Consider the following 21791-nt stretch of genomic DNA (forward strand, 5'->3'; position numbering starts at 1 on the left):
GGCCGATGCACCTCGACGGCGACACGGCGCCCGACATCCTCGCGCTGCTCGGTGACCGCAGCACGCTGGCGCGCCGCCCGGCTCTCCGGATCGAGCAGGCGGCCGACGCCGCGACCCTCCGGGCCTACCGGCGGCTGCGGCACGAGGCGTTCGTCCGGGAGCAGGGGTTGTTCGAGAAGCACGACCTCGACGACAGGGACGACGATCCCCGCACGGTCACGCTGGTGGCCAGGGACGCGGCGGGCACGGTCGTCGGCGGAGTGCGGCTCGGACCGGCCTGCGACGGCCCCGACATCGGCTGGTGGACGGGCGGGCGACTGGTCTCCGCGCGTGGTTCCGGGGGCGTGGGCGCGGCCCTGGTGCGGGCCGCGTGCGCCCGCGCCGAGGCGGAGGGCGTGCTGAGGTTCGAGGCGACCGTGCAGGTCAGGGCCGAGACGTTCTTCCGCCGCCTGGGCTGGACCCGCGTGCGGCCGGTGACGGTCGCGGACGCGCCGCACGTGCTGATGCGTCACCCGATCGGCCGGGTCGCGGCCCACGCCGCGGCGGCCAAGTCGGCGCTCGGGCCGCTGCTCGCCGCCCTCGCCGGGCAGGCCCCGCACGCCCTCGGCGGCCCGGGTTTCGTCGGCGACGACGGAGCGCCGGTGCCCGGTGGCGACGTCGTTGCCGCCTGCGACGCGATCGTGCCGTCCATGGTCGAACGCGACCCGGAGTGGGCCGGCTGGTGCTCGGTCCTGGTCAACCTCAACGACCTGGCCGCGATGGGCGCCGCCCCGGTGGGGCTGCTCGACGCGCTCGCCGCGCCCGACGCCGCGCACGCCGCCCGGGTGCTGGACGGCCTGGCCCGGGCCGCCCGCGCGTACGGGGTGCCGGTGCTCGGCGGGCACACACAACTCGGGGTGCCGGCCGCGCTGTCGGTGACGGCGCTGGGCCGCGCCGCGCGTCCCGTGCCCGGCGGCGGCGGACGTCCCGGCCACGCCGTGCGCCTCACGGCGGACCTCGGCGGCGGCTGGCGGGCCGGCTACCGGGGTCGCCAGTGGGACTCGACCACCTCCCGGCGTACGGACGAGCTGCGGGTGATGCTCGGCGCGGTCGCGGCCGGCCGCCCCGCCGCCGCCAAGGACGTGTCGATGGCGGGGATCGCCGGCACGCTCGGCATGCTGGCCGAGGCGAGCGGCTGCGCGGCCGTGCTGGACGTGGCCGCGGTGCCGCGCCCGGCCGCCGCCTCCATGGGCGACTGGCTCACCTGCTTTCCCGGCTTCGCGATGCTCACGGCGGACGAGCCGGGGGCGCCCGCGCCCGCGGCGGGGCCGGCCGCCTCCGCGGTGTGCGGGGAGTTGACCACCGGCAGCGGCGTCTCGCTGCGCTGGCCCGACGGACAGGTCACGGAGGCCGTCGGCGGCCCGGTGACCGGATTGGGGACCGCGTGAGCGCCCTGCGCATGGCGGCGGTGTCCGCCGCATTCGGCCGCGACCTCGACGAGGACTTCGCGATCGTCGAACGCCTCGTCAAGGAGGCCCGCAACGCGAACGTGCGGCTCCTCGCGCTGCCCGAGGCGTGCCTCGGCGGCTACCTGCTCAGCCTCGACGGCGACGCCGCGGACGCCGGGCCGCCCCCGCTCGCCGTGGACGGCCCCGAGATCCGGCGGCTGGCCGCGCTGGCCGGCGACATGGTCGTGGTCGCGGGCTACTGCGAGGACGGCGGCGACGCCCGCTACAACAGCGTGGTGTGCGTCAGCGGCGACGGCGTGCTGGGCAACCACCGCAAGGTGCACCAGCCGCTCCGCGAGAACGCCAGCTACGCCTCGGGCGACGGCTTCCGCGCCTTCGACACGCCCGTCGGCAGGATCGGCATGATGATCTGCTACGACAAGGCGTTCCCCGAGTCCGCCCGTGCGCTGGCCCTTGACGGCGCGCAGATCGGGGTGTGCGTGTCGGCCTGGCCGGGCTCGCGGACGAACGCGGCGCGTGACCTGGAGCGTGACCGCTGGAAGCGCCGCTTCGACCTGTTCGACCGGGCGCGGGCGCTGGAGAACCAGATCGTGTGGCTGTCGGCCAACCAGGCGGGCGCGTTCGGGTCGCTGCGCTTCGTCGGCAGCGCGAAGGTCGTGGACCCCGGCGGCGAGATCGTCTCGGCGACGGGCGTCGGGCCGGGCGTGGCCGTCGCCGAGATCGACGTGCCGCGGGCGCTGGAGGCCGCGCGCCGGTCGATGGGCCACCTGCGCGACCGCCGGCCGGAGACGTACGGAACGGCGGGGCACGCGGCGTGACCGTTCTGCGGATCGCGGCGGCGGCCGCCCACTTCGGCCGCGACCTCGCCTTCGACCTGGCCCGCATCGCCAAACTGATCGACGACGCCCGCGCCGCGGGCGCCCGGCTGCTCGTGCTGCCCGACGCCGCGCTCGGCGGCTACCTCGCCGACCTGCGCAGGCCGGACCCCGACACGCTGCCACCCGCGCTGAAGCCGGACGACCCGGTGATCGCGCGGGTGGCGGCGCTGGCCGCCGAGATGGTGGTGTGCGTCGGATTCTGCGAGGACGGCGGCGACGTCCGCTACAACGCGGCCGTGTGCGTCAGCGGCGACGGGGTGCTCGGCCTGCATCGCAAGGTGCACCTGCCCGCGGGCGAGACCGCGGCCTACGGCCCGGGTGACCGCTTCGACGCCTTCGACACCCCGGCCGGGCGCATCGGCATGCTGATCGACTACGACAAGACCTTCCCCGAGTCGGCCCGCAGCCTCGCGCTCGACGGCGCGCAGATCCTGGCCTGCCTGTCGGCCTGGCCCACCAGCGTCACCAACCGCGCGCCGCGGATGGCCCAGGACCGGCAGTCCCGGCTGTTCGACCTGTACGACCAGGCGCGGGCCGCCGAGAACCAGGTCGTGCTCGCCTCCTCCAACCAGACCGGGGTGATGGGCGGCATGCGGTTCCTGGGCCAGGCCAAGGTCGTCGGGCCGGGGGGCGACGTGCTCGCCCGCACCTGGTCGAAGGCCGGGCTCGCCGTGGCCGAGCTCGACGTCTCCGCCGAGATCGACCGCGCCCGGCGGATCCTCCATCACCTCGGCGAACGCAGGGCCGACGTCTACCGGGAGGCGCGCGGGTGAGAATCGCGCTGCTGAGCTACTCGACCAGGCCGCGCGGCGGGGTCGTGCACACCCTCGCCCTCGCCGAGGCGCTCGCGGCGGCGGGACAGCACGTGACGGTGTGGACGCTCGGCCGCGGCGGCGACTCGGGGTTCTTCCGCCCGGTCGACCCGGCCGTGCGGCTGCGCGTCGTGCCGTTCTCCGACATCCCCACAGAGGGCGTCGGCCCGCGGGTGCTGCGGTCGATCGCGGTGCTGCGCGGGGCGTTCGCCCCGGAGGCGGCCTCGTACGACGTCGTGCACGCCCAGGACTGCATCAGCGCCAACGCGGCGGGCCGGTGCGTGCGTACCGTCCACCACGTGGACCACTTCACCACGCCCGAGCTGGCCGCCTGTCACGAGCGCGCGATCGTCACGCCGTACGCGCACGTCTGCGTGTCGCAGGCGGTGGCCGCCGAGCTCGCGGCCGGGTGGGGCATCACGGCGACGGTGATTCCCAACGGCGTCGCCTACGAGCGCTTCGCGTCCGCCGACCCGGTCGCCACCCACATGTGGCGCACGCAGCTCGGGACCTACGTGCTGACGGTCGGCGGCATCGAGCCGCGCAAGGGCTCGATCGACCTGCTGGAGGCGTACGCGCTGCTGCGGGAGGCGCGCCCGGACGTCCGGCTGGTGATCGCCGGAGGCGAGACGCTCTTCGACTACCGCGACTACCGCGCGCGGTGGGAGGCCCGGGCGGCGGAGCTGGGCGTCGAGCCGCTGGTCCTCGGGCCGGTCTCCGACGCGGACCTGCCGGCGCTCGTGGCGGGGGCCGCCGCCTTCGCCTTCCCGTCGGTGAAGGAGGGCTTCGGCCTCGCCGCGATGGAGGCCCTGGCGGCGGGCGTCCCTCTGGTGATGCGCGATCTGCCGGTCCTGCGTGAGGTCTTCGGCTCCGCCGCGCGCTTCGCCGTCAGCCCCGCCGGGCTCGCCGCCGAGCTCGCCGACGCCCTCGCCTCCGCCGATCCCGGCAGGCGTACGGCGGGCCGGGCGGTCGCCGCCCGGCACACCTGGCGGGCCGCCGCCGAACGCCACGTCGCCCTGTACGAGTCGCTCGCGTCGTAGTCTCGGACCGTGGCGACCAGAGCATTCGACGCGGTGCTGTGCGACTTCGACGGTGTCCTGAAATTTCAGGATCTTGAGCAGCAGGCGGAGATCGAGCGGGCGTACGGGGTGGAACCGGGGACCGTGGCCCGGGCGACCGGCGAGTCGGCGCTGGTGGTCCCGGCCCTGACCGGGCTGGTGACCCGCGAGGAGTGGCTGGCCTCGGCCGTTCCCGTCCTCGCCGGGCTGGTGGGCTCGGCCGCGCGGGCGAGCGCGCTGACCGCCGACTGGCTGGCCGCCCGCACCTGGGCGGACGAGGAGGTGCTCGCGCTGCTCACTCGGGCGCGGGCCCGCGTCCCCGTCGTGCTCGTCAGCAACGCCACCTCGGAACTGACCGCCCACCTGCGCGAGCTGGAGCTGCACGACGCCTTCGACCACGTCGTGAGCAGTTACGACGTGGGGGTGGCCAAGCCCGATCCCCGAATCTTCGAGATCGCCGCCGGGCACGCGGGCGTGCCGCCGGAGCGATGCCTGTTCGTCGACGACCGGGCCGAGAACGTCGACGCGGCGAGGGTGCTCGGCATGACCGGGGTCGTCTACCGCGCTCCGGCCGACCTGGAGACGGCGCTGTTCCCGCTGTTCGAGGAGGCGTGCTGATGGGGGTGCGGAGAGTGGTCGCCTTCGTGGACCGGCCGCGCGAGCGGTTCGAGGAGGCCGCGGCGTTCTGGACCGCCGTCACCGGCACGCGCCTGTCTCCCCGCCGGGGCGACGACGGGGAGTTCGCCACGTTGTTGCCCGAGTCCGGCGACGCCTGCGTGAAGCTCCAGGCGGTGGACGGGGAGGGCGGCGCCCATCTCGATCTCGAGGTGGACGACGTCCGGGCCGCCGTGGCCGGGGCCGAGGCGCTCGGCGCCGCCGTCGCCTCCGACCACGGCGACTGGGCCATGCTGCGTTCCCCCGAGGGCAGGGCGTTCTGCCTCGTCGCGTGGGAGGGTGCGGCGCGGCGGCCGCCCGTGTTCGCCGGCACCCGCCTCGACCAGGTCAGCCTCGACATCGCGCCCGACGCGTACGAGAAGGAGGCGGCGTTCTGGGCGGCGCTGACCGGGTGGCCCCCGCGCCGGGGGTCGCTGCCCGAGTTCACGACGCTGGCGATGCCGGGGATGCCGGTGCGGATCCTCCTGCAGCGGCTCGGCGAGGGTCCCGGCCGATCGGCCCACGTCGACCTGGCCTGTGCCGACCCCGAGGCCGCTCGCGCACTGCACGAGCGGCACGGCGCTGAGGTCGTGACGCGGGGACGGCACTGGATCGTCATGCGCGACCCGGCCGGCGGGGTCTACTGCCTCACGGGGCGTGATCCGGAGACCGGCGCCCTCCCCTGAGTGATCAGGCGGCGGGGCGCAGGTGCCGCAGCGCGGTGGCGAGCCGGGCCAGTTCGGCCACCATCGTGTCCGCCGCCGCGTTCATCACGTCGTTGGGCTGCAGCCGGCCCTCCTCGTCGAGGAGCTGGGCGACGAAGGGGATGGAGACCGCCTCGAACACCGGCACCATCTTGAGCGTGGTGACGACCTGCTTGAGCATCTGCACGGCCCGCGTGCCCGCCGAGACGCCGCCGTAGCTGACGAACCCGACCGGCTTGTACTGCCACTCCTGGTGCAGGTAGTCGATGGCGTTCTTCAGCACGGCGTTGAAGCCGTAGTTGTACTCCGGCGTGACGAACACGAACGCGTCGCCGCGCTCGATGGTGGCGCTCCACTCCTTGGTGTGCTGGTGGACGTACTGCCGGAGCCGGGGGTGGTTGGGCTCGTTCATGAACGGCAGGTTCACCTCGGCCAGGTCGACGAGCTCGACCTCGAAGGCGTCCTGGGCCACCGCGCGCTCGTGGAACCACTCCGCGACCGGTAGCCCGGTGCGGCCCGGGCGGGTGCTCGCGATGACGATCTGCAGAACGGGCTTTCCCACGATCTCCCCCAAAACAGTCATAAGCTGATATAACCCGCTCAACAGTACGCCGTGATCGAGAAGGCGACCGACGCGGCGTGCCTCTAGTCAGGCGAGCCTGGCGGCTCGCCCATCTTCCCGTACGCCTGCAGAATCGACCGGAAAATTATCGACCGGAGGTGTCGTATCCGGGCCGCGTCGTTCGTAGCCAGGGTGAACAGTGGCCCACGAGGGCGCTGTCGCGACCAGCTGTCACGACCAAGAGAGATGCCGACCGATGCAGCAGCACTCACAGGCCAAGGTCCACCGCATGTTCGAGCTCGTCGAGCCGATCGCCGCCGTCACCTTCTCCGAGGTGGTGAACGAGGCGTTCCTGGCCCTGGGCATGCGCAACTACTGGGACGGATACTTCGCGGGCCGGGCCGCGCCGCTGGGGCCGGCACCGGCCGAGGTGGTACACGCGGTCTTCTACAACTTCGCCGACGGCGAGGTGGCACGCCACATCCCCTGGGTGTGGGGAAAGATCACCCCGCAGGAGGCGATCACCGTGCGCGAACGGGGCAGCACCGCCGCCCTGCGGCAAATGATCGGAGAGCTCGCCGACTCGCCCGGTCTGGTGCGGGCCGCCGACCTCGCCACCCGAGCAGCGGTCAGCGCGCCGACCGAGGGCCGGCCACTGTACGCCGGGCTGCGGGCGCTCGACGTGCCCGAGGAGCCTGTGGCCAGGCTCTGGCACGCGGCGACGCTGCTGCGCGAGCACCGCGGGGACGGCCACAACGCCGCCCTTCTCGCCCACGGCATCGGCGGCACCGAGGCCCACGTCCTCATGGCTGTTTCCCTCGGAATGAGGGCGGAGGAGTTCGGCCGGATCCACCACCTGCCCAAGGCACGGCTGACAGCCGTGGTCGACGGGCTGCGCGGCCGCGGCCTCGTGGACGCCGCCGGCGGGTTCACCGACGCCGGCCGGGAGACCAGGCAGCGGATCGAGTCCCTCACCGACGAGCTGGCAGCCCCGGCGTATGACGTGCTCAGTGCGGACGAGCTCGACGAACTGGCCGCGGGGCTCGAGCCGATCGCCGCCGCGCTATGGGCCTTCGACAACTGAGCGGGCGCATCAGGCTGCTGGTACGGCCACGCTGACCGACCCGCAGACCGGCCCTGCCCGGACGACTAGGGCCGGAGTGCCGCATCCGGCGATGCCGGTCACGCCCTGTCGGCCTCGGCCAACGCCCCGGGTGTCATGGTCCGCAGGAACGGAATGATGGTCAGCAGGGCGGCCGTCGCGAAGACCGCGAAGGCCGTCCGCATGCCGAACCATTCGGCGAGCAGGCCCACCAGCCCGGCCCCCAGTGGCATGGCGCCCCAGCTGAAGAGCCTGGCCGCAGCGTGGTACCGGCCGAGCATGGAGCTGTCGACGAGGCGTTGGCTGATGGTGCGTGCGTTCACCGTCCACAGGATGCCGCCCATGCCGCCGAGGAAGGCGCCGGTGGCCACCACCCACAGGTTGGTGGAGAAGATCGGGGCGGCCACCATGGCCACGGTGCCGACGAGGTCGGCGAACATCGACCAGCGGCGGCCGAGCAGCCGGTTGACGCCGGTGACGGTGAGCGCGCCCACCAGGCCGCCCACGCCGAGCGCGCTGACCAGGATGCCGTACTCCCGGGGGTTGAGGTGCATGAGCGAGGTGGCGACCAGGGGCATGAGGGCGAGCCATGCCCCCCAGCACGCACACAGAACGGTCAGCGCGAGCGCCATCAGCCGCAGCACGCGCTGCCGCCACAGGAAACGGACGCCTTCCGCCATGCGCTGGTTGACCGAGCCGGTCGGCCGCGCGTCGTCCTGGCGCGGCCGGAAACGGCCGACGAGGAGGACCAGGATCAGCGTGCCGATCAGATAGCCGGCGCCGGTCCAGCCCAGCGCCACGCTGGTGCCGGCGGTGACCAGGAGCCCGCCCACGAAGGGCCCGCAGAACTCGTTGCACACGGTTTCCGCACCTGCCAGCCAGGCGTTCGCCCGCTCCTGCGCGGCCGGTTTGACCGCGGAGGGGACGAGCGTCGCGGCGGAGGTGAGGGCGACGACCTCGGCGACGCCCAGGACGAGACCCGCGCCGTAGAGGGCAGGGAGGGTCACCGCGTCGCGCAGGGCGAGGGCCAGGAGGACGGCGACGACGAGGATCCGGGCGCCGTCGGCCAGCCACAGCAGCCGGCGGCGGTCGAAGCGGTCCACCAGTACGCCGACGTGCAGCGCGATCAGCAGCCACGGGAGGGTGAGGGTGAGGCCGACCCCCGCCACCTGCGCGGGCGAATCGGTGAGCGGGATCGCCGCCAGGGGCAGGACGACCTTGGTGACGCCGTCGGCCAGGTTCGTGATGGCGGTGAACGCCACCAGGACCGCGGTGTTGCGGGTGCTGCGGTCAGGTGTGGCGGCCCGCATCGTCCCCCGCACCCGCTCCTGGTGCGGTACCCGCGCGTCGAGCACGTCATCCATGGCGGTAACCCCCTAAACACGTTTGCCAGTTACTATGCCATGGCGTCTCCCCGTCGTACAGTTACGATCACTTCGTCTTCTGCTCCCCCTCAACACTGCCGTGCTGGACCGATCCGGGACGCTGACGGCGCCGAGGCCCGCGCCGAGTACATACAGGCGCTCCCTGGGCGGAACGAAGCTCTACAGGCCCTAGCGGCCCGGCCCTGAGACAAAGAACCCCGCTTCCCGGCGCAGGGAAGCGGGGTTCGAGCATGTGATGGGTTATTTGGCCAAGTGGCGGCTGATGACGAGGCGCTGGATCTGGTTGGTGCCCTCGAAGATCTGCATGATCTTGGCCTCGCGCATGTAGCGCTCGACGCGGAACTCGCGCGTGTAGCCGTATCCGCCGAAGACCTGCACCGCGTCGGTGGTGACCCGCATCGCGGTGTCGGTCGCGACGAGCTTGGCGACGCTGGCCTGCCTGCTGTACGGCAGGCCGGCGTCGCGGCGGCGGGCCGCGTCGAGGTACGTCGCCCGGGCGCAGTCCACGCCCGCGGCCATGTCGGCGAGCAGGAAGCCGAGCCCCTGGTGGTCGATGATCTTCTTGCCGAACGCCTCGCGCTCCTTGGCGTACGCGACGGCCTCGTCGAGCGCGGCCTGGGCGAGGCCGACGGCGCAGGCGGCGATGCCGAGCCTGCCGGAGTCGAGCGCGCCGAACGCGATGGGCAGGCCCTGGCCCTCGGCGCCGATGAGGCGGTCGGCCTCGATCAGCACGCCGTCCCAGTGGGCGGTCGTGGTGGGGACGGCGTGCAGGCCCATCTTCTCCTCAGGGCGGCCGAAGGTCAGCCCTTCGGCGGCGCCGGGGGCGAGGAAGCAGGAGATGCCGCGCGGGCCGGAGTCCGTGCGGGCGAACAGCGCGTAGAAGTCCGCCCGGCCGCCGTGGGTGATCCACGCCTTGGTGCCGGTGATCCGGTAGCCGCCCTCGGTCTTCTCGGCCTTGCAGGCCAGAGCCGCGGCGTCCGACCCGGCCTGGGGCTCCGACAGGCTGTAGCCGCCGATCAGCCGCCCGGCGAGCATGTCCGGCAGCCAGCGCTCCCGCTGCTCCGGCGTGCCGTACACCGCCAGGGGCAGACAGGACAGCGTGTGCACGCTGACGGCGACCGCGACGGCTGCCCACCGCGCGGCCAGCTCCTCGATCACCTGGAGATACACCTCGTACGGCTGGCCGCCGCCGCCGTACTCCTCCGAATAGGGCAGGCCGAGGAGCCCGGCGGCGCCGAGCGTGGCGAACAGCCCCTCGGGATAGGTCTCCGCGCGCTCGTGCTCGTCGACGCGGCGGGCGAGTTCCTTGTCGGCGATCTCACGGGTCAGCTCGATGAGGTCCCGGGCGTCCGGGCCGGGCAGCAGACGGTCGACGGTCACGATGACTCCTGGAGGACGGGCTCGTTCAGCTCGGCGAGAAGGGCGGCGGCGCGGTCGCGGAACTCCGCGACGCGGGCCAGCTTGATGTCCTCGTACCCGCGGATCAGGTCCGGCAGGGCGGTGATCTCGGCGACGACCGCGGCGGTCGCCGGGGTGAGCCGGTCGAACGCGCGCCTCACCAGCTCGCGGTACTCCACGACCAGCGTACGCTCCACCCGGCGGACGCCGGCGTACCCGAACACGTCGAACGCGGTGCCGCGCAGCACGCGGGCGGCCCGCAGCCCGCGGAACACGACGCCGGCGGACCGGCGCAGCCTGATCTTGCGCTTGAGGCCCATCGCCCGCAGCAGCGGCGGGTGCAGCAGCACCGACACGGCGGCGCCCGGACCGAACTCCCGCTCGCGCCGGGCCCGCTCCACCGGGTCGAGGTGCAGCCGGGCGACCTCGTACTCGTCCTTGTACGCCATCAGCTTGTGCAGCCCCCGGGCGTACGCGAGCGCGATGCGCGCCCCGGCCTCCTCCCCCGCCCGCTCGGCGGCCAGCGCGGCCACCCGGCGCACCTCCCGCGCGTACGAGCGGGCGTAGGCCCCGTTCTGGTAGCCCGTCAGGTCGGCGACGCGTACGGCGAGCGTCTCCTCGATCGACCCGGTTCCCGCCGCCTCGCGCAGGGCGGCGTCGCCGATCGGAACGGCGGGCACGGCCGGAGGGATCGCGGCCCGGAACACGGCCTCGCGGTCCAGCGCCGCGGCGCGCCCCCAGCGGAAGGCCGCCAGGTTCGTTTCGACAGCCGCCTTGTTGAGGCGGATGGCCCGCTCGATCGCGTCCGCCGAGATCGGGATGCAGCCGTGCTGGTAGGCCGCGCCGACGAGCACGAGGTTGGCGGGCATGTGGTCGCCGAACAACGCCTCGGACAGCGCGCCGGCGTCCAGGTGGAGGCCCGCGCCGGGCACGGTGGCCGACGCGATGCGGGCGATCGCGTCCTCAGCCCCCTGGAGGGCGGCGCGGCCGGTGACCATGGCGGCCGTCGGCACGATCGCGGTGTTCACGACGGCGACCGTACGCTCCGGCGAGGCGATGCCGAGAGTGTCGTCGGCGGCGGCGCCGAGCACGTCGAAGCAGACGAGGACGTCGGCGGTGCCGCGGGCGGCGCGGACCGAGCCGGTGATCGGGTCTGGGGAGATCCGCACGTCGCTGACGACGGGACCGCCCTTCTGCGCCAGCCCGGTCTGGTCGAGGCCGGCGGCGTGCAGGCCGTCGAGGTGTGCGGCCATCTGCAGGATCTGCGAGACGGTCACCACCCCCGTGCCGCCGATGCCGGGCATCCGCAGCAGCACCGAGCGCTCCGGGAAGCGCGGCACCGGCTCGGTCAGCGCCACCGGCGGCTCGGGCACCGGACGCGCGGTCTCGGCTTGGGTCTCGGCGCGAGGCTCGACGAGCAGGAACGACGGGCAGTCGCCCTTGAGGCAGCTCAGGTCGGAGTTGCACGACGCCTGGTGGATGCGGGTCTTGCGGCCGAACTCGGTCTCCACCGGCTGCACGGACAGGCAGGTGGAGGCGTCCCCGCAGTCGCCGCAGCCCTCGCACACGCGCTCGTTGACCACCACCCTGGCCTGCGTCGCGGGCAGCTTGCCGCGCTTGCGCAGCCGCCGTTCCTCGGCCGCGCAGCGGTCGTCGTGGATCAGCACGGTCACCCCGTCGATCGCGGCGAGTTCCTTCTCCACGGCCGGGAGGTCGTCGCGGTGCCGTACGGACGCGATCGGCGCCAGCCGGACGCCCCGGTAGGTCTCCGGCTCCGGCGTGGTGACCACCACCCGGCGCACCCCCTCGGCCGCCAGCCACCGCGTCAGCGCCGGGACGTCGAGGCGGCCCTCGGCGCGCTGCCCGCCGGTCATCGCGACCGCGTCGTTGTAGAGCAGCTTGTACGTCATCGAGACGCCGGCCGCGACGGCGGCGCGCACGGCCAGCGAGCCGGAGTGGTGGAAGGTGCCGTCGCCGAGGTTCTGGGTGAAGTGGCGGTCGGAGGTGAAGGGGGCCAGGCCGAACCACTGGGCGCCCTCGCCCCCCATCTGCGTCATGCCGACCTGCCTGCCGCGTCCGTTCCCGTCCAGGGCGATCATGGCATGGCAGCCGATGCCCGCGCCCACCAACGTGTCGTCGGAGGCGCGCGTGGAGGCGTTGTGCGGGCAGCCCGAGCAGAAGTACGGCGTGCGGGCGGCGACCAGCGGGAGCATCCGGCGCTCCACCCGAGTGGCGGACGGGGCGGGCGACAGGACGGCCGCCCGCCGGGGAAGGCGGTCCGGGCCGAGACAGGTGGCGAGGGCCCCGGCCACGTCCTCCGCGCCGAGCGTGCCGCGCGACGTCAGCAGTTCCCTGCCGATGACGTCCGGGCGCTGCCCGGTGTCGTACAGCGCCTGCTTGAGGTGCCCCTCCAGGAACGGCACCTTGTCCTCGACCACGAGCACCCGGTCGAGCCCGGCGGTCATGGCGGCGAGGTCGTCGTACGCCAGCGGGAACGGCATGGCGAGCCGGATGAGCCGCAGGCCGAGGTGGTCCATGGCGGCCTCGTCCAGGCCGAGGTCGGTCAGGGCGCGCAGGACCACGGCGTAGGAGGTGCCGGACGCGAGCAGCCCCGTCGTGGCCCGCGGCGCCTCGTGGGTCACCCGGTTGAGGCCGTGCGCGCGGGCGTACTCGCGGGCCAGGCCGAGCCTGCGGGTGAGCACGTCGTGCTCGGCATCGAGCGAGGCCGGGCCGACCAGGGTGGGCGGCGCCCCGCGGTCGGCGCGGTCCGGCACCGGGATGCCGGACCGAATGTTCTGGCGCAGCGGTCCGAGGTCGACGGTGGCGGAGGCGTCGGCGACGTCGGCGACGATCTTCAGGCCCGCCCACAGGCCGGTGGCCCGCGACAGCGCCACCGCGTGCAGCCCGAGCTCGACGACCTCAGCCACGGAGCCGGGGGCGAGCAGCGGCATCGACAGGCTCTGGCACATCGGCTCGCAGGAGCTGGGCACGGTCGACGACTTGCTGCCGGGGTCGTCGCCGATCCAGGCAACCGCCCCGCCGAGCGGCGAGGTGCCGGCGAGGTTGCCGTGCCGGATCGCGTCGGCGGCCCGGTCGAGACCCGGGTTCTTCCCGTACCAGAACCCGGTCACCCCCTCGTGTCTACGGCCCGGCACCTGGGCGAGAAGCTGGGTGCCCGCGACCGCCGTGGCCGCGAGCTCCTCGTTGAGGCCGGGCCGGGCCACCACGCCGGCCTCCTCGAGGAACCGCGCGGCCCTCGCCATCTCCAGGTCGACGCCGCCCAGCGGCGAGCCGGGATATCCGGAGACGAAGACCCGCGTGTCCAGGCCGCGCGCGGCGTCGAGGCGGCGCTGCTCCAGGGTCAGCCGGACGAGGGCCTGGACGCCCGAGATCAGCACGGTGCCGTGCTCGGCCGCGTACTTGTCGTCGAGCGAGACGGGAGACGTGGACGCGGGCGGAGACACGGGGCGAACCTCCTGAGTTCTGGGAGTGACCCACAGCACACCAACGCCCCGGGCGTACGCGCAAGCATCGCGCGAGAAACGACCGGCAAGACGCAAAAAGATGGAGAAGTCCGCCTCGGGCGCTACTGTTCTTTGCGCCGCGCCAGCCGGAGAGGCCGGGAAGAGGGAGCATGCCATGGCGGAGATCGACGACATCGACCACCGGCTGCTGCGCCTGCTGCGCGAGGACGGGCGCAGGACCTTCTCCGAGATGGCCGCCGAGATCGGCTTGTCGGTGGCGGCCGTCAAGCGTCGGGTCGACCGCCTGCGGGAGATCGGCGTCATCACGGGCTTCACCGTGCGGATCGACTACGCCAAGCTCGGCTGGGGCATCGAGGCGTTCACCGAACTGCGCTATCCCGGCACGACTCCGGTAGACAAGATCGTCCGTACCGCCACGGACGTGCCGGAGGTGCAGGAGGTGTTCACCATCGCCGGGGACCCGGACGCGCTCATCCACGTCCGCGTCCGCGACCTCGGGCACCTCCAGCAGGTCATCGACCGGCTGCGCCGCGCCGGCGACGTGACCGGCACCAAGACCCTGCTCGTGCTGGGCTCGTGGACCCGCGATGTCGGGCCGGTCGAGGACCTCAGTCGTCGTCCTCCCGCGCGCTGAGGCCGGTGGCGTTCAGGAAGTCGACCAGCGGGCCGTCGGCGAGCCGGCCGGCCTGGTATGCCTGCCGCAGCTTGACGAGCAGGTCGCGGACACGCCCCGCGGCCTTGTCGCCCCTGTCCCGGTCCTTGCCCCGGCCCCTGCCCCCGGACATGTCCCTGGCCGTCTTCCTGATCGCTTCGTGGGCGTCGCGGGCCAGCTTCGGCTCGATGCCGCCCCGGCTCTCCTGCTCCTGCACGGCGTGGTCGAAGGCGGCCAGCCACTCCTGGTAGCTCCGGTAGACGCGGCGGGCGGACGGCGTGGGAGACGGCCTGGGGGACGGCCTGGGGGACGCGGTCCTGGTCGGCCGGGGCGTCGGACTGGCCGAGGCCTTCCTCCCCGGGGTGGGTGACGTATCGGCGTGGGTGGCCGCCGGCGACTGGGCCGCGACCGCGGGTTCCGCCTGCCCGCCGCCGTCGGACAGCGCCGCCACCCCGATCGTGACCGCGGCGAGCCCCGCCACCGCGGCGCCGAGCCGGATGAGCGTGCGCCGCTCGGGCGACGCCCCCGCGGCACGGCCGGCCCGGACGCCGGGCGGCGGGGTGTCGAGCAGTGCCGTGTCGCCCGCACGCGCGCCGCCCGCGTAGGGCGCCTGCGACGGGGGCGGAGTGGGCGTTCCCGCCTCCCACGCGGGCGTTCCGGCCTCCCCCGGCGGCATCCCGGCCTCGCGCGCCGGACTCCCCGGGGAGAGGGCGACGGCCGCCAGGACCCGGCGCGCGACCTCCGCGTCGGCGGGCCGGCCTGCGGGGTCCTTGGCGAGCAGCGCCATGATGAGGCGCTCCAGCTCGGCGGGGATGTCGGGACGGTGCCGGCTGGGCGGCACCGGGGCCTGGTGGATGTGCTGGTACACGAGCTCGGGGGCCAACCCGGTGAACGGCGGGTGCCCGCACAGCAGCTCGTAGCAGACGCACCCCAGCGCGTAGAGGTCGCAGGCGGACCCGCCGCCCCTGCCGTCGATCTGCTCCGGAGCCAGGTAGGCGGCGGTGCCGACGACGGTGCCCACCATGGTGAGCCGCGCCGCCTCGGTCGCCACCTGGGCGACGCCGAAGTCGACCACCTTGAGCACGCCGCTCGCGGTGAGGTGCAGGTTGGCGGGTTTGACGTCCCGGTGCACGACCCCGGCGCGGTGCGCGGCGTCCAGGCCCGCGGCGGCCTGGCTCATGAGGTGGCACGCCTCCGCCACGCCGTACCTGCCCCGGTCGAGCAGCTCCGCGGCCAGGCTGCGGCCGGTGAGCAGCTCCATCACCAGGTAGGGCCGCGCGTCCTGCTCGCCCACGTCGAGCACGGTGACCACGTTCGGGTGGACGACGCGGGCGGCGGCGCGGGCCTCGCGGGCGAAGCGCTCCCGCGAGGCGACCCCGGCGACCTGCGGCGTGAGGATCTTCACGGCCACGGGGCGGTGGGCCCGCAGGTCCCGGCCCCGCCAGACCTCGCCCATCCCGCCCCGGCCGATCAGCTCCTCCAGCTCGTAACGACCGCCGAGCATGGACGGCACCACGTCCCGCACCTCCCTGTGGCCACTCGCGCCCCAATGATCGGGAGCCAACCTATCCTCTCGGGCAGGCCGGGCGAGAACGGCCGGATCGGCCGGACCGGCGGAACCCGTTCACGGCGGCGGCGCCGTGCTCGAACGCAGGGAGATCGGCGGGGAGAGCAGAACGTGGCGGGGCGGCGTGCCGGGCTCGGCCATTCGCTCGGCCAGCAGTTCGACGGCCCTTTCCGCCATGTCGGTGATCGGGACGTCGGCCGCGGTGAGGGGCGGATGGAACTCCTCGGCCCAGTGCCGCCCCACGACCCCGGTGACGGAGATCTGCCGGGGTATCGCGCGGCCGAGGCGTCGCAGCGCGCGCTCGATGCCGGGCAGGGCCGCCTCGTTCACCGTGACGAGGCCGGTGACCCCGGGCCGGGCCGCCAGCAGGTCCTCCACACAGGTCTCGCCCGCCGTCGCCTCGTCGGGGCAGCACGACGCGGTCGCGGACAGCGACCGCGCCGCCGCGGCGGCGTTGAACCCGTCCAGGGCACGGCGGGCCGGGCCGTAGCCGGAGTCCAGGAGCTCTCGCGGCCGGTTGATCAAGGCGATCTCGCGGTGCCCGAGGTCGGCCAGATGACGCACGCAGCTCGCGACAAGGCCTTCGTAGTCCAGATCCACCCAGTATGCGGTCGCGGCGTCCGCGGTATGGCCGATCGCCACGAAGGGCACACCGGACTCCCGCAGGCGGGCGGCCCTCGCGTCCTGCAGCCGGACCTCCATCAGGATCACGCCGTCGACGCGGCGGCCGCGGACCATCCGCTCGAACGAGCCGTCGTGCTCGCCGCCGCTGGGCGACAGCAGCACGTCCAGTTCGCGCCGACCGGCCGCGGCCACGACATCGGCGACGAAGCCGAGCTGGATCGGGGTCAGCCGCCGCCCGGCGGGCGGGATGACCAGGCCGACGGTGCGGGTGCGGCCCTCCGCCAGGGCTCTGGCGGAGGCGTTGGGCCGGTAGCCGACGTCGTCGATGACCTGGAGGATGCGCCGGCGGGTCGCGGCGGAGACCGCGCGCTTGCCGCTCAGGGCGTAGGAGACCGTGCTCCGCGACACGCCCGCCCGCTTGGCGATCTCCCCGATGTTCACCCGTCCCCCGCGGCAGCTCATCGACGCGATGATTCGAATCGATTCGACAGAAGGCTATGCAGGCGTCCGCGGTCGTGTCAAAGCCGCCGCCTCCGCCGTCTCCGTCCGCGGTTCTTGCCGCCGCTCGTGAGCGGCGGCGAGGATGAGGTAGGCACTGGCCGTCCAGGTGTAGGCGCGGTCGCGCAGCCCCTCGCCGGTGCGCGCGTCGAAGTTCTCCGCGAAGCCGGACCGCTCACAGAGTCCGCGGAAGCGGGCGCTGATCTCGTCGGCCAGCCCGACGTGGCCGGCGCGGCGCAGGCCGTCCTCGATGAGCACGGTCGAAGGGGCCCAGATCGGTCCGCGCCAGTAGCCGTCGTCCTGGTAGTGCTCGGACTCGGGGTGCTCGGTGGCGGGCCCGAACGCGGTCAGGTGCGAGGCGATGCGTGCGGCGAGCGCCGAGTGCACCGGCTCGGGGAGCTCGTCGCCGAGCACGATGGGCATGAGGTCGAGCAGGCTGGAGCTGGACCAGGTGCGCCCCGAGTGCGCGCCGCGGGCGACGAACCGGTCCCCCGTCCACAGCTCGGCGAGCAGCGCGTCGCGCATCCGGTCGGCGGCGCCGGACCAGCGGGCCGCCGCGGCCGGGTCCGGGGCCCGGCGGGCCAGCTCGCGCAGCTGCAGGACGAGGAAGGCGGCCAGGTCGGCGGTCTCCACGACGCGTTCGGCGTCGAAGGTGGTGGCGTTGTCCCAGCCGCTGTCGTTGCCGTGCTGGTAGTGCGGCAGTTCACGGCCGGGAACGCGCCGCGCCGTGAGCCAGAAGGTCGTCCAGCGTTCCAGCAGCCGGTAGACCTCCTCCGGCTCGGCCGCCGGCGGAAGGCCGCGCAGGGCCCAGCCGTGGATGGGCGGCTTCACGAAGTTGTAGAGGATCTCCGAGTGGGTGACGGAATCGGGCAGCGCGCCCGCGTCGTCCTGGTGGTCGAAGGGCAGCCGGAACTGGTCCCACGCCAGGCCGGGCAGGCCGTCGGCGAGGGCGATGGCGTTGAAGCAGTGGTCCCAGCTCCACACCTTGTCCATCCAGTGCTTGGACATCAGCACGGCGGGCCGGGTGACGAACCCGGCCGGGCGTACGGTCGCCGACCACAGGACGTAGGCGGCCAGCTCGGCCGCGGGCGTGCGGTCGCTGCGCCAGGGCGCGACCGCCGCGGTGAACGCGTCGAACTCGGCCCGCGCCGCCTCGGCCACCTGCTCGAAGGCGTCCGTGCGCGCATAGGGGGCGCGTGCGGTCTCGTACTCCTCGACGGCGATCTCCCACTCGCCGCTCAGGACGACGCCCCGTTCCGCGGTGCCGAGCGCCTGGGCGCCCCGCGCCTCGGCCTGGCCGGCGAGCACCGTGATCCGGTAGCGGCGGCCGGTCTGGTAGACGGTGAAGACGAACGATCCGTCCGCCGGGTCCTGGTAGAAGTAGGGGCCGCTGAACGGGGTCAGGACGGGGTCGGCGGCCAGGAGGCTCAGCCCGAGGCCCCGGCCGCGCAGCCGCACCGTGTCGGCGTTCTCGTAGGCGAGGTCGATCCGGCCGTCGGCGTGGCTCCAGGTGAGCTGGTGGGGTGTGGCGGTGACGTCGCTCTCGGCGGACGGCGCCAGCCGCAGGATCGGATGCATGCCGGTCTGGTGGGAGACCAGGTGCACGTCCCGGGCGTAGGTCTTCTGGGCGACCACCGGCGAGAAGCCGAACCAGGAGCCGCGGTAGCTGAACGGGATTTCCCGCAGGGAGAACACCGGGCCTGAAGCGGCGACGGTCATGAAGAGGGGGTCCCTTCTCGAAGAGGCTCAGTCCTTGACGGCGCCGGCGGTGACGCCTGCGGCGACGTAACGCTGGGCGACGATGAGCAGAACGGTGGCCGGGATGGAGGCGACCACGGCGGTGGCCATGATGGCGTTCCACTCCTGGTTGTTGTTGCCGATGTAGTGGTAGATGCCCAGCGTGATCGGCTGGTGGGCGCCGCCCTGGTCGAGGGTGGAGGCGAAGACGAAGTCCGACCAGGCCCACAGGAACGCGAACAGCGACACCGTGATGATCGAATTGCGGGAGACCGGCAGTACGATCGAGACGAACGTGCGCATCACCCCGGCGCCGTCCACCCGGGCCGCCTGCAGCAGCTCCTCGGGGATGCCGGACATGAACGTGGTGAGGATCAGCACGGCGAACGGCACCGCGAGGGTGGAGTCGGCCACGATCAGCCCGGGAACGGTGTTGAGCACGCCGGTGGTGAGGAAGATGGCATAGAAGCCCATCGCCATGATGATCCCCGGGATCATCTGCGCGATAAGCAGCACGAAGCTCAGCACCCCGCCGCCGCGCGGGCGCAGCTTGGCCAGCGAGTACGCGGCCGGCGCCGCGACCAGGAGGGTCAGCACGACGGTGCCCAGCCCGACGACCAGGCTCACCCCCAGGTACGGCAGCTGCCGCTCCAGCACCGCCCGATAGCCGTCCAGCGTGCCGTGGACCGGGAACCAGTACGGCGGCGACTTGCGCATGTCCTGGTCCCGCGTGAACGACACGTTGACCATCCAGTAGACCGGGAACAGCATCACGGCCGTCAGCGCCAGCCCGACGGCGGTCTTGAGCCGCCTCATGCCGCGGCCTGCCGTCGCTGCACGCGGATGTAGACGAGCCCGAAGGCGAGCGCCATGAGGATCAGCAGGTTGCCCACCGCCGCGCCGGGGCCGAAGGAGGGCACGAGGTTGCCGAAGCCGAGCCGGTAGGACCATGTGGCGAACGTGCTGGAGGAGCCGCTCGGCCCGCCCTTCGTCATGATCCAGATGATGTCGAACACCTTGAGCGTGTAGACCAGCCCCAGCAGGACCGTGATCGCCGACACGGGACGCAGCAGCGGGAAGGTCACCCGCCAGAACCGCTGCCAGGCGCCGGCCCCGTCGAGCGCCGCCGCCTCGTACACGGCCGAGGGGATCGCCTGCAGGCCGCTGTAGAGCACGACCAGGTTGAACGGGATGCCGATCCAGATGTTCGCGATGATCACCGACCACAGCGACCAGTCGGGGGAGGTCAGCCAGTTGACCGGGCCGACGCCGACCCAGCTCAGGGCGGCGTTGACCACGCCGGAGTCGCTGTTGAACATCCACGACCAGGTCGAGGCGGACACGATCAGCGGCAGCAGCCACGGCACCAGGAACAGCGCGCGCAGCGTGGTGGACAGCCGGAAGTTCCGGCTGAAGAACACGGCCAGGGCGAGCCCGATGGTGAACTGGAAGGCCAGCGACACCACCGTGAACACGATGGTGTGCCACAGCGCCGGCCCGAACGTGGCGTCGGCGAACACCTTGGCGTAGTTGGCGAACCCGGCGAACGGCGCGTCCCCCTGCACGAACGAGCGCACCGTGTACGTGCGCAGGCTCAGCTCGACGTTGCGATACAGCGGGTAGGCGTAGAAGATCAGCAGGTAGACGACGACGGGGGCGAGGAACGCCCACGCCGCCCACTGCCCCGATCGGGTGCGTGCCGCCCGGCGCTCCCGCCCCTGGGCGGGGACGGGGGCGCGGGCGGTACGCACCGGCGTTCGTGTCACTCGGCTCATGCTCATTACTGGGTCGCGCTCGCCGCCGCCGCCTGCGCCGCCGTCATCGCCTCCTGCGGAGCCGTGGAACCGCTCAGCGCCGCCTGCACGGCGCCCCACATCGGCTCGGAGATCTTCGGATACTTCGTGCCCAGGTTGTCGCTGGTGCGGCCCTTGGCCGCCTTGACCGCCTCCACCCACACCTTCAGCTCGGCGTTCTGCTCGACCTGCTTGGCCTGCACCGCTTCCGTCGGCGCGATGTACGACAGCGTGGTCGTGGTCGCCAGTGAGTTGTCGGTGCTGGTCAGGCAGCTCACGAGCTTCTGGGAGGTGGCGTAGCGTGCGGTGTCCGACTGCACCGGGATGCTGACGAACTCACCGCCGGTCGGGGCGGGGGCGGTGCCGCCGTCCTTGCCGGGGATCGGGATGATGCCGTAGTCGAAGCCGGTCTTCTTGGCGTTGGCGAGCTGCCAGGTGCCGTTCTCGCCGAAGGCGAAGTCCCCGGTCGCGAACTCCTGCCAGCTCGTGGTCTGGGTGTTGTTGATGACCGAGTTGGGCGCGTAGCCCTTCTTGAGCCAGTCGGCCCACAGGGCCACCGCGGAGACGCCCTCGGGTGAGTCCAGCTTGGTGAGGTTCGCGCCGGAGCCCCAGAACCAGGGCAGGAACTGGAAGCTGCCCTCCTCGGTGCCGATGGCCGAGAACGTGATGCCCTTCTTGCCCGCGGCCTTCACCTTCTCCAGCGCCGCGGTCAGCGACGCCCAGTCCTTCACCGCGGCCGCGTCCACACCGGCCTTCTTCAGCACGTCCTTGTTGTAGTAGAGGGCCAGCGTGTTCGCCCCGATCGGGACCCCGTACGCCTTGCCGCCGAGCTGGCCCGCCGCCAGCAGGTTCGGCGCGATCGACGAGACGTCGAGCTTGTTCTCCTCGGTCGTCGTCAGCACGCCGGCCTCGGCCAGCGTCGAGACGACCGGGTTGTCCACGATCAGCACGTCCGGCGAGTTGCCCTGCTGAGCCGCCAGCAGCGCCTTGTTGGTCAGGTCGCTGGTGTCGTAGCCGGTCCGCTCGACCTTCACGCCCGCCTGGGTGCCGCACGTGTCCAGCAGCTTCACCCAGTCGGAGGTCTTGTCGTACTGCGGGTACGGATCCCAGATCGTGTAGGTCCCGCCCCCGGCGGCCTGGCTCGCGCCCGCCGAGGAGGCGGCGGGGCCGTCGGACGGTGACGAGCAGGCGGCCAGCCCGGCGGTGGCCGCGAGGAGCGCCGCACCCAACCCGGCCGCACGCCGGCCGCTTGACCCTGGTCTCATTGACGTGACCTCCACTGACAGCGTTACGCGTCTGTTTCCGATCGGAGTCGAACCGATTCGGCGAATCGGTTCGCTGACGATAGGCCCGGTCCGTCGCATGCGTCAATGGGATGCGCGGCACGATTTGCGGAGGCGTCTGCGGAGACACCCGCGGAGGCGTCCTCGCCGG

18 protein-coding genes are annotated in these 21791 nt (G+C 73.2%); 8 read left to right on the forward strand and 10 right to left on the reverse strand.

All coding sequences use genetic code 11. The features are described 5' to 3' along the window. The first annotated feature begins 5 nt into the window (after positions 1-5). From FLW16_RS23575 to FLW16_RS23600, 6 genes are read left to right on the forward strand one after another with little or no spacing between them, the layout of a single operon-like run. Positions 6-1427 (forward strand): MSMEG_0567/sll0787 family protein, encoded by a 1422-nt coding sequence (locus FLW16_RS23575; protein WP_142562295.1) that lies wholly within the window; start codon positions 6-8, stop codon positions 1425-1427. Then, positions 1424-2266, forward strand: a complete 843-nt coding sequence (locus FLW16_RS23580) for a carbon-nitrogen hydrolase family protein (RefSeq protein ID WP_142562296.1) — start codon at positions 1424-1426, stop codon at positions 2264-2266. Before FLW16_RS23575 ends, FLW16_RS23580 begins: the two co-directional genes overlap by 4 nt. After that, positions 2263-3099 (forward strand): carbon-nitrogen hydrolase family protein, encoded by an 837-nt coding sequence (locus FLW16_RS23585; protein WP_142562297.1) that lies wholly within the window; start codon positions 2263-2265, stop codon positions 3097-3099. Before FLW16_RS23580 ends, FLW16_RS23585 begins: the two co-directional genes overlap by 4 nt. Beyond that, positions 3096-4178, forward strand: a complete 1083-nt coding sequence (locus FLW16_RS23590) for an MSMEG_0565 family glycosyltransferase (protein WP_142562298.1) — start codon at positions 3096-3098, stop codon at positions 4176-4178. Before FLW16_RS23585 ends, FLW16_RS23590 begins: the two co-directional genes overlap by 4 nt. Positions 4179-4187: 9 nt before the next feature. Continuing rightward, positions 4188-4814 carry an HAD-IA family hydrolase gene (locus FLW16_RS23595; RefSeq protein WP_142562299.1) on the forward strand — a complete coding sequence of 209 codons (627 nt, stop codon included), beginning with the start codon at positions 4188-4190 and terminating at the stop codon, positions 4812-4814. Next, the gene (locus FLW16_RS23600) at positions 4814-5536 is read left to right on the forward strand and encodes a VOC family protein (protein ID WP_142562300.1); all 723 of its coding nucleotides are present in this window, start codon (positions 4814-4816) and stop codon (positions 5534-5536) included. The genes FLW16_RS23595 and FLW16_RS23600 overlap by 1 nt, the downstream gene beginning before the upstream one ends. Positions 5537-5540: 4 nt before the next feature. Here FLW16_RS23600 and FLW16_RS23605 read toward each other — a convergent pair whose 3' ends face one another. Next, positions 5541-6116 carry an NADPH-dependent FMN reductase gene (locus FLW16_RS23605; protein WP_221891242.1) on the reverse strand — a complete coding sequence of 192 codons (576 nt, stop codon included), beginning with the start codon at positions 6114-6116 and terminating at the stop codon, positions 5541-5543. 256 nt (positions 6117-6372) lie between these two features. On the opposite strand from FLW16_RS23605, the gene FLW16_RS23610 reads away from it, so the two are divergent. Further along, the gene (locus tag FLW16_RS23610) at positions 6373-7200 is read left to right on the forward strand and encodes a MarR family winged helix-turn-helix transcriptional regulator (protein WP_221891243.1); all 828 of its coding nucleotides are present in this window, start codon (positions 6373-6375) and stop codon (positions 7198-7200) included. 98 nt (positions 7201-7298) lie between these two features. Here FLW16_RS23610 and FLW16_RS23615 read toward each other — a convergent pair whose 3' ends face one another. From FLW16_RS23615 to FLW16_RS23625, 3 genes are all read right to left on the reverse strand, one after another. Further along, positions 7299-8582 (reverse strand): MFS transporter, encoded by a 1284-nt coding sequence (locus tag FLW16_RS23615; protein ID WP_260615504.1) that lies wholly within the window; start codon positions 8580-8582, stop codon positions 7299-7301. A 261-nt stretch (positions 8583-8843) separates the two neighbouring features. After that, positions 8844-9983 carry an acyl-CoA dehydrogenase family protein gene (locus FLW16_RS23620; RefSeq protein WP_142562302.1) on the reverse strand — a complete coding sequence of 380 codons (1140 nt, stop codon included), beginning with the start codon at positions 9981-9983 and terminating at the stop codon, positions 8844-8846. After that, complete coding sequence (locus FLW16_RS23625) at positions 9980-13465, reverse strand: indolepyruvate ferredoxin oxidoreductase family protein (RefSeq protein ID WP_260615505.1); 3486 nt, start codon at positions 13463-13465, stop codon at positions 9980-9982. Before FLW16_RS23625 ends, FLW16_RS23620 begins: the two co-directional genes overlap by 4 nt. Positions 13466-13640: 175 nt before the next feature. Between FLW16_RS23625 and FLW16_RS23630 the strand changes: the two genes are divergently transcribed. Continuing rightward, positions 13641-14120, forward strand: a complete 480-nt coding sequence (locus tag FLW16_RS23630) for an Lrp/AsnC family transcriptional regulator (protein ID WP_142562304.1) — start codon at positions 13641-13643, stop codon at positions 14118-14120. Here FLW16_RS23630 and FLW16_RS23635 read toward each other — a convergent pair. The 6 genes from FLW16_RS23635 to FLW16_RS23660 all read right to left on the reverse strand — a co-directional run bounded on the left by FLW16_RS23635 (position 14095) and on the right by FLW16_RS23660 (position 21622). After that, complete coding sequence (locus FLW16_RS23635) at positions 14095-15654, reverse strand: serine/threonine-protein kinase (RefSeq protein ID WP_185949561.1); 1560 nt, start codon at positions 15652-15654, stop codon at positions 14095-14097. The two genes, FLW16_RS23630 and FLW16_RS23635, sit on opposite strands and share 26 nt — an antisense overlap. 108 nt (positions 15655-15762) lie before the next feature. After that, positions 15763-16791 carry a LacI family DNA-binding transcriptional regulator gene (locus FLW16_RS23640; RefSeq protein WP_221891244.1) on the reverse strand — a complete coding sequence of 343 codons (1029 nt, stop codon included), beginning with the start codon at positions 16789-16791 and terminating at the stop codon, positions 15763-15765. Between the two features lie 33 nt (positions 16792-16824). Continuing rightward, on the reverse strand, positions 16825-18546 hold the full coding sequence (locus FLW16_RS23645) for an amylo-alpha-1,6-glucosidase (RefSeq protein ID WP_142562306.1): 1722 nt from the start codon (positions 18544-18546) through the stop codon (positions 16825-16827). Positions 18547-18573: 27 nt separating this feature from the next. After that, entirely contained in the window at positions 18574-19380 is an 807-nt protein-coding gene (locus FLW16_RS23650; protein WP_142562307.1) for a carbohydrate ABC transporter permease, read from the reverse strand. Continuing rightward, positions 19377-20330 carry a carbohydrate ABC transporter permease gene (locus FLW16_RS23655; protein WP_260615506.1) on the reverse strand — a complete coding sequence of 318 codons (954 nt, stop codon included), beginning with the start codon at positions 20328-20330 and terminating at the stop codon, positions 19377-19379. Before FLW16_RS23655 ends, FLW16_RS23650 begins: the two co-directional genes overlap by 4 nt. Before the next feature lie 14 nt (positions 20331-20344). Then, positions 20345-21622, reverse strand: coding sequence for a sugar ABC transporter substrate-binding protein (locus FLW16_RS23660; RefSeq protein WP_142562309.1), 1278 nt, complete (start codon positions 21620-21622; stop codon positions 20345-20347). Between the last annotated feature and the right edge of the window lie 169 nt (positions 21623-21791).

This window comes from Microbispora sp. KK1-11 (genome assembly GCF_006874435.1).
GTDB lineage: Bacteria > Actinomycetota > Actinomycetes > Streptosporangiales > Streptosporangiaceae > Microbispora > Microbispora catharanthi.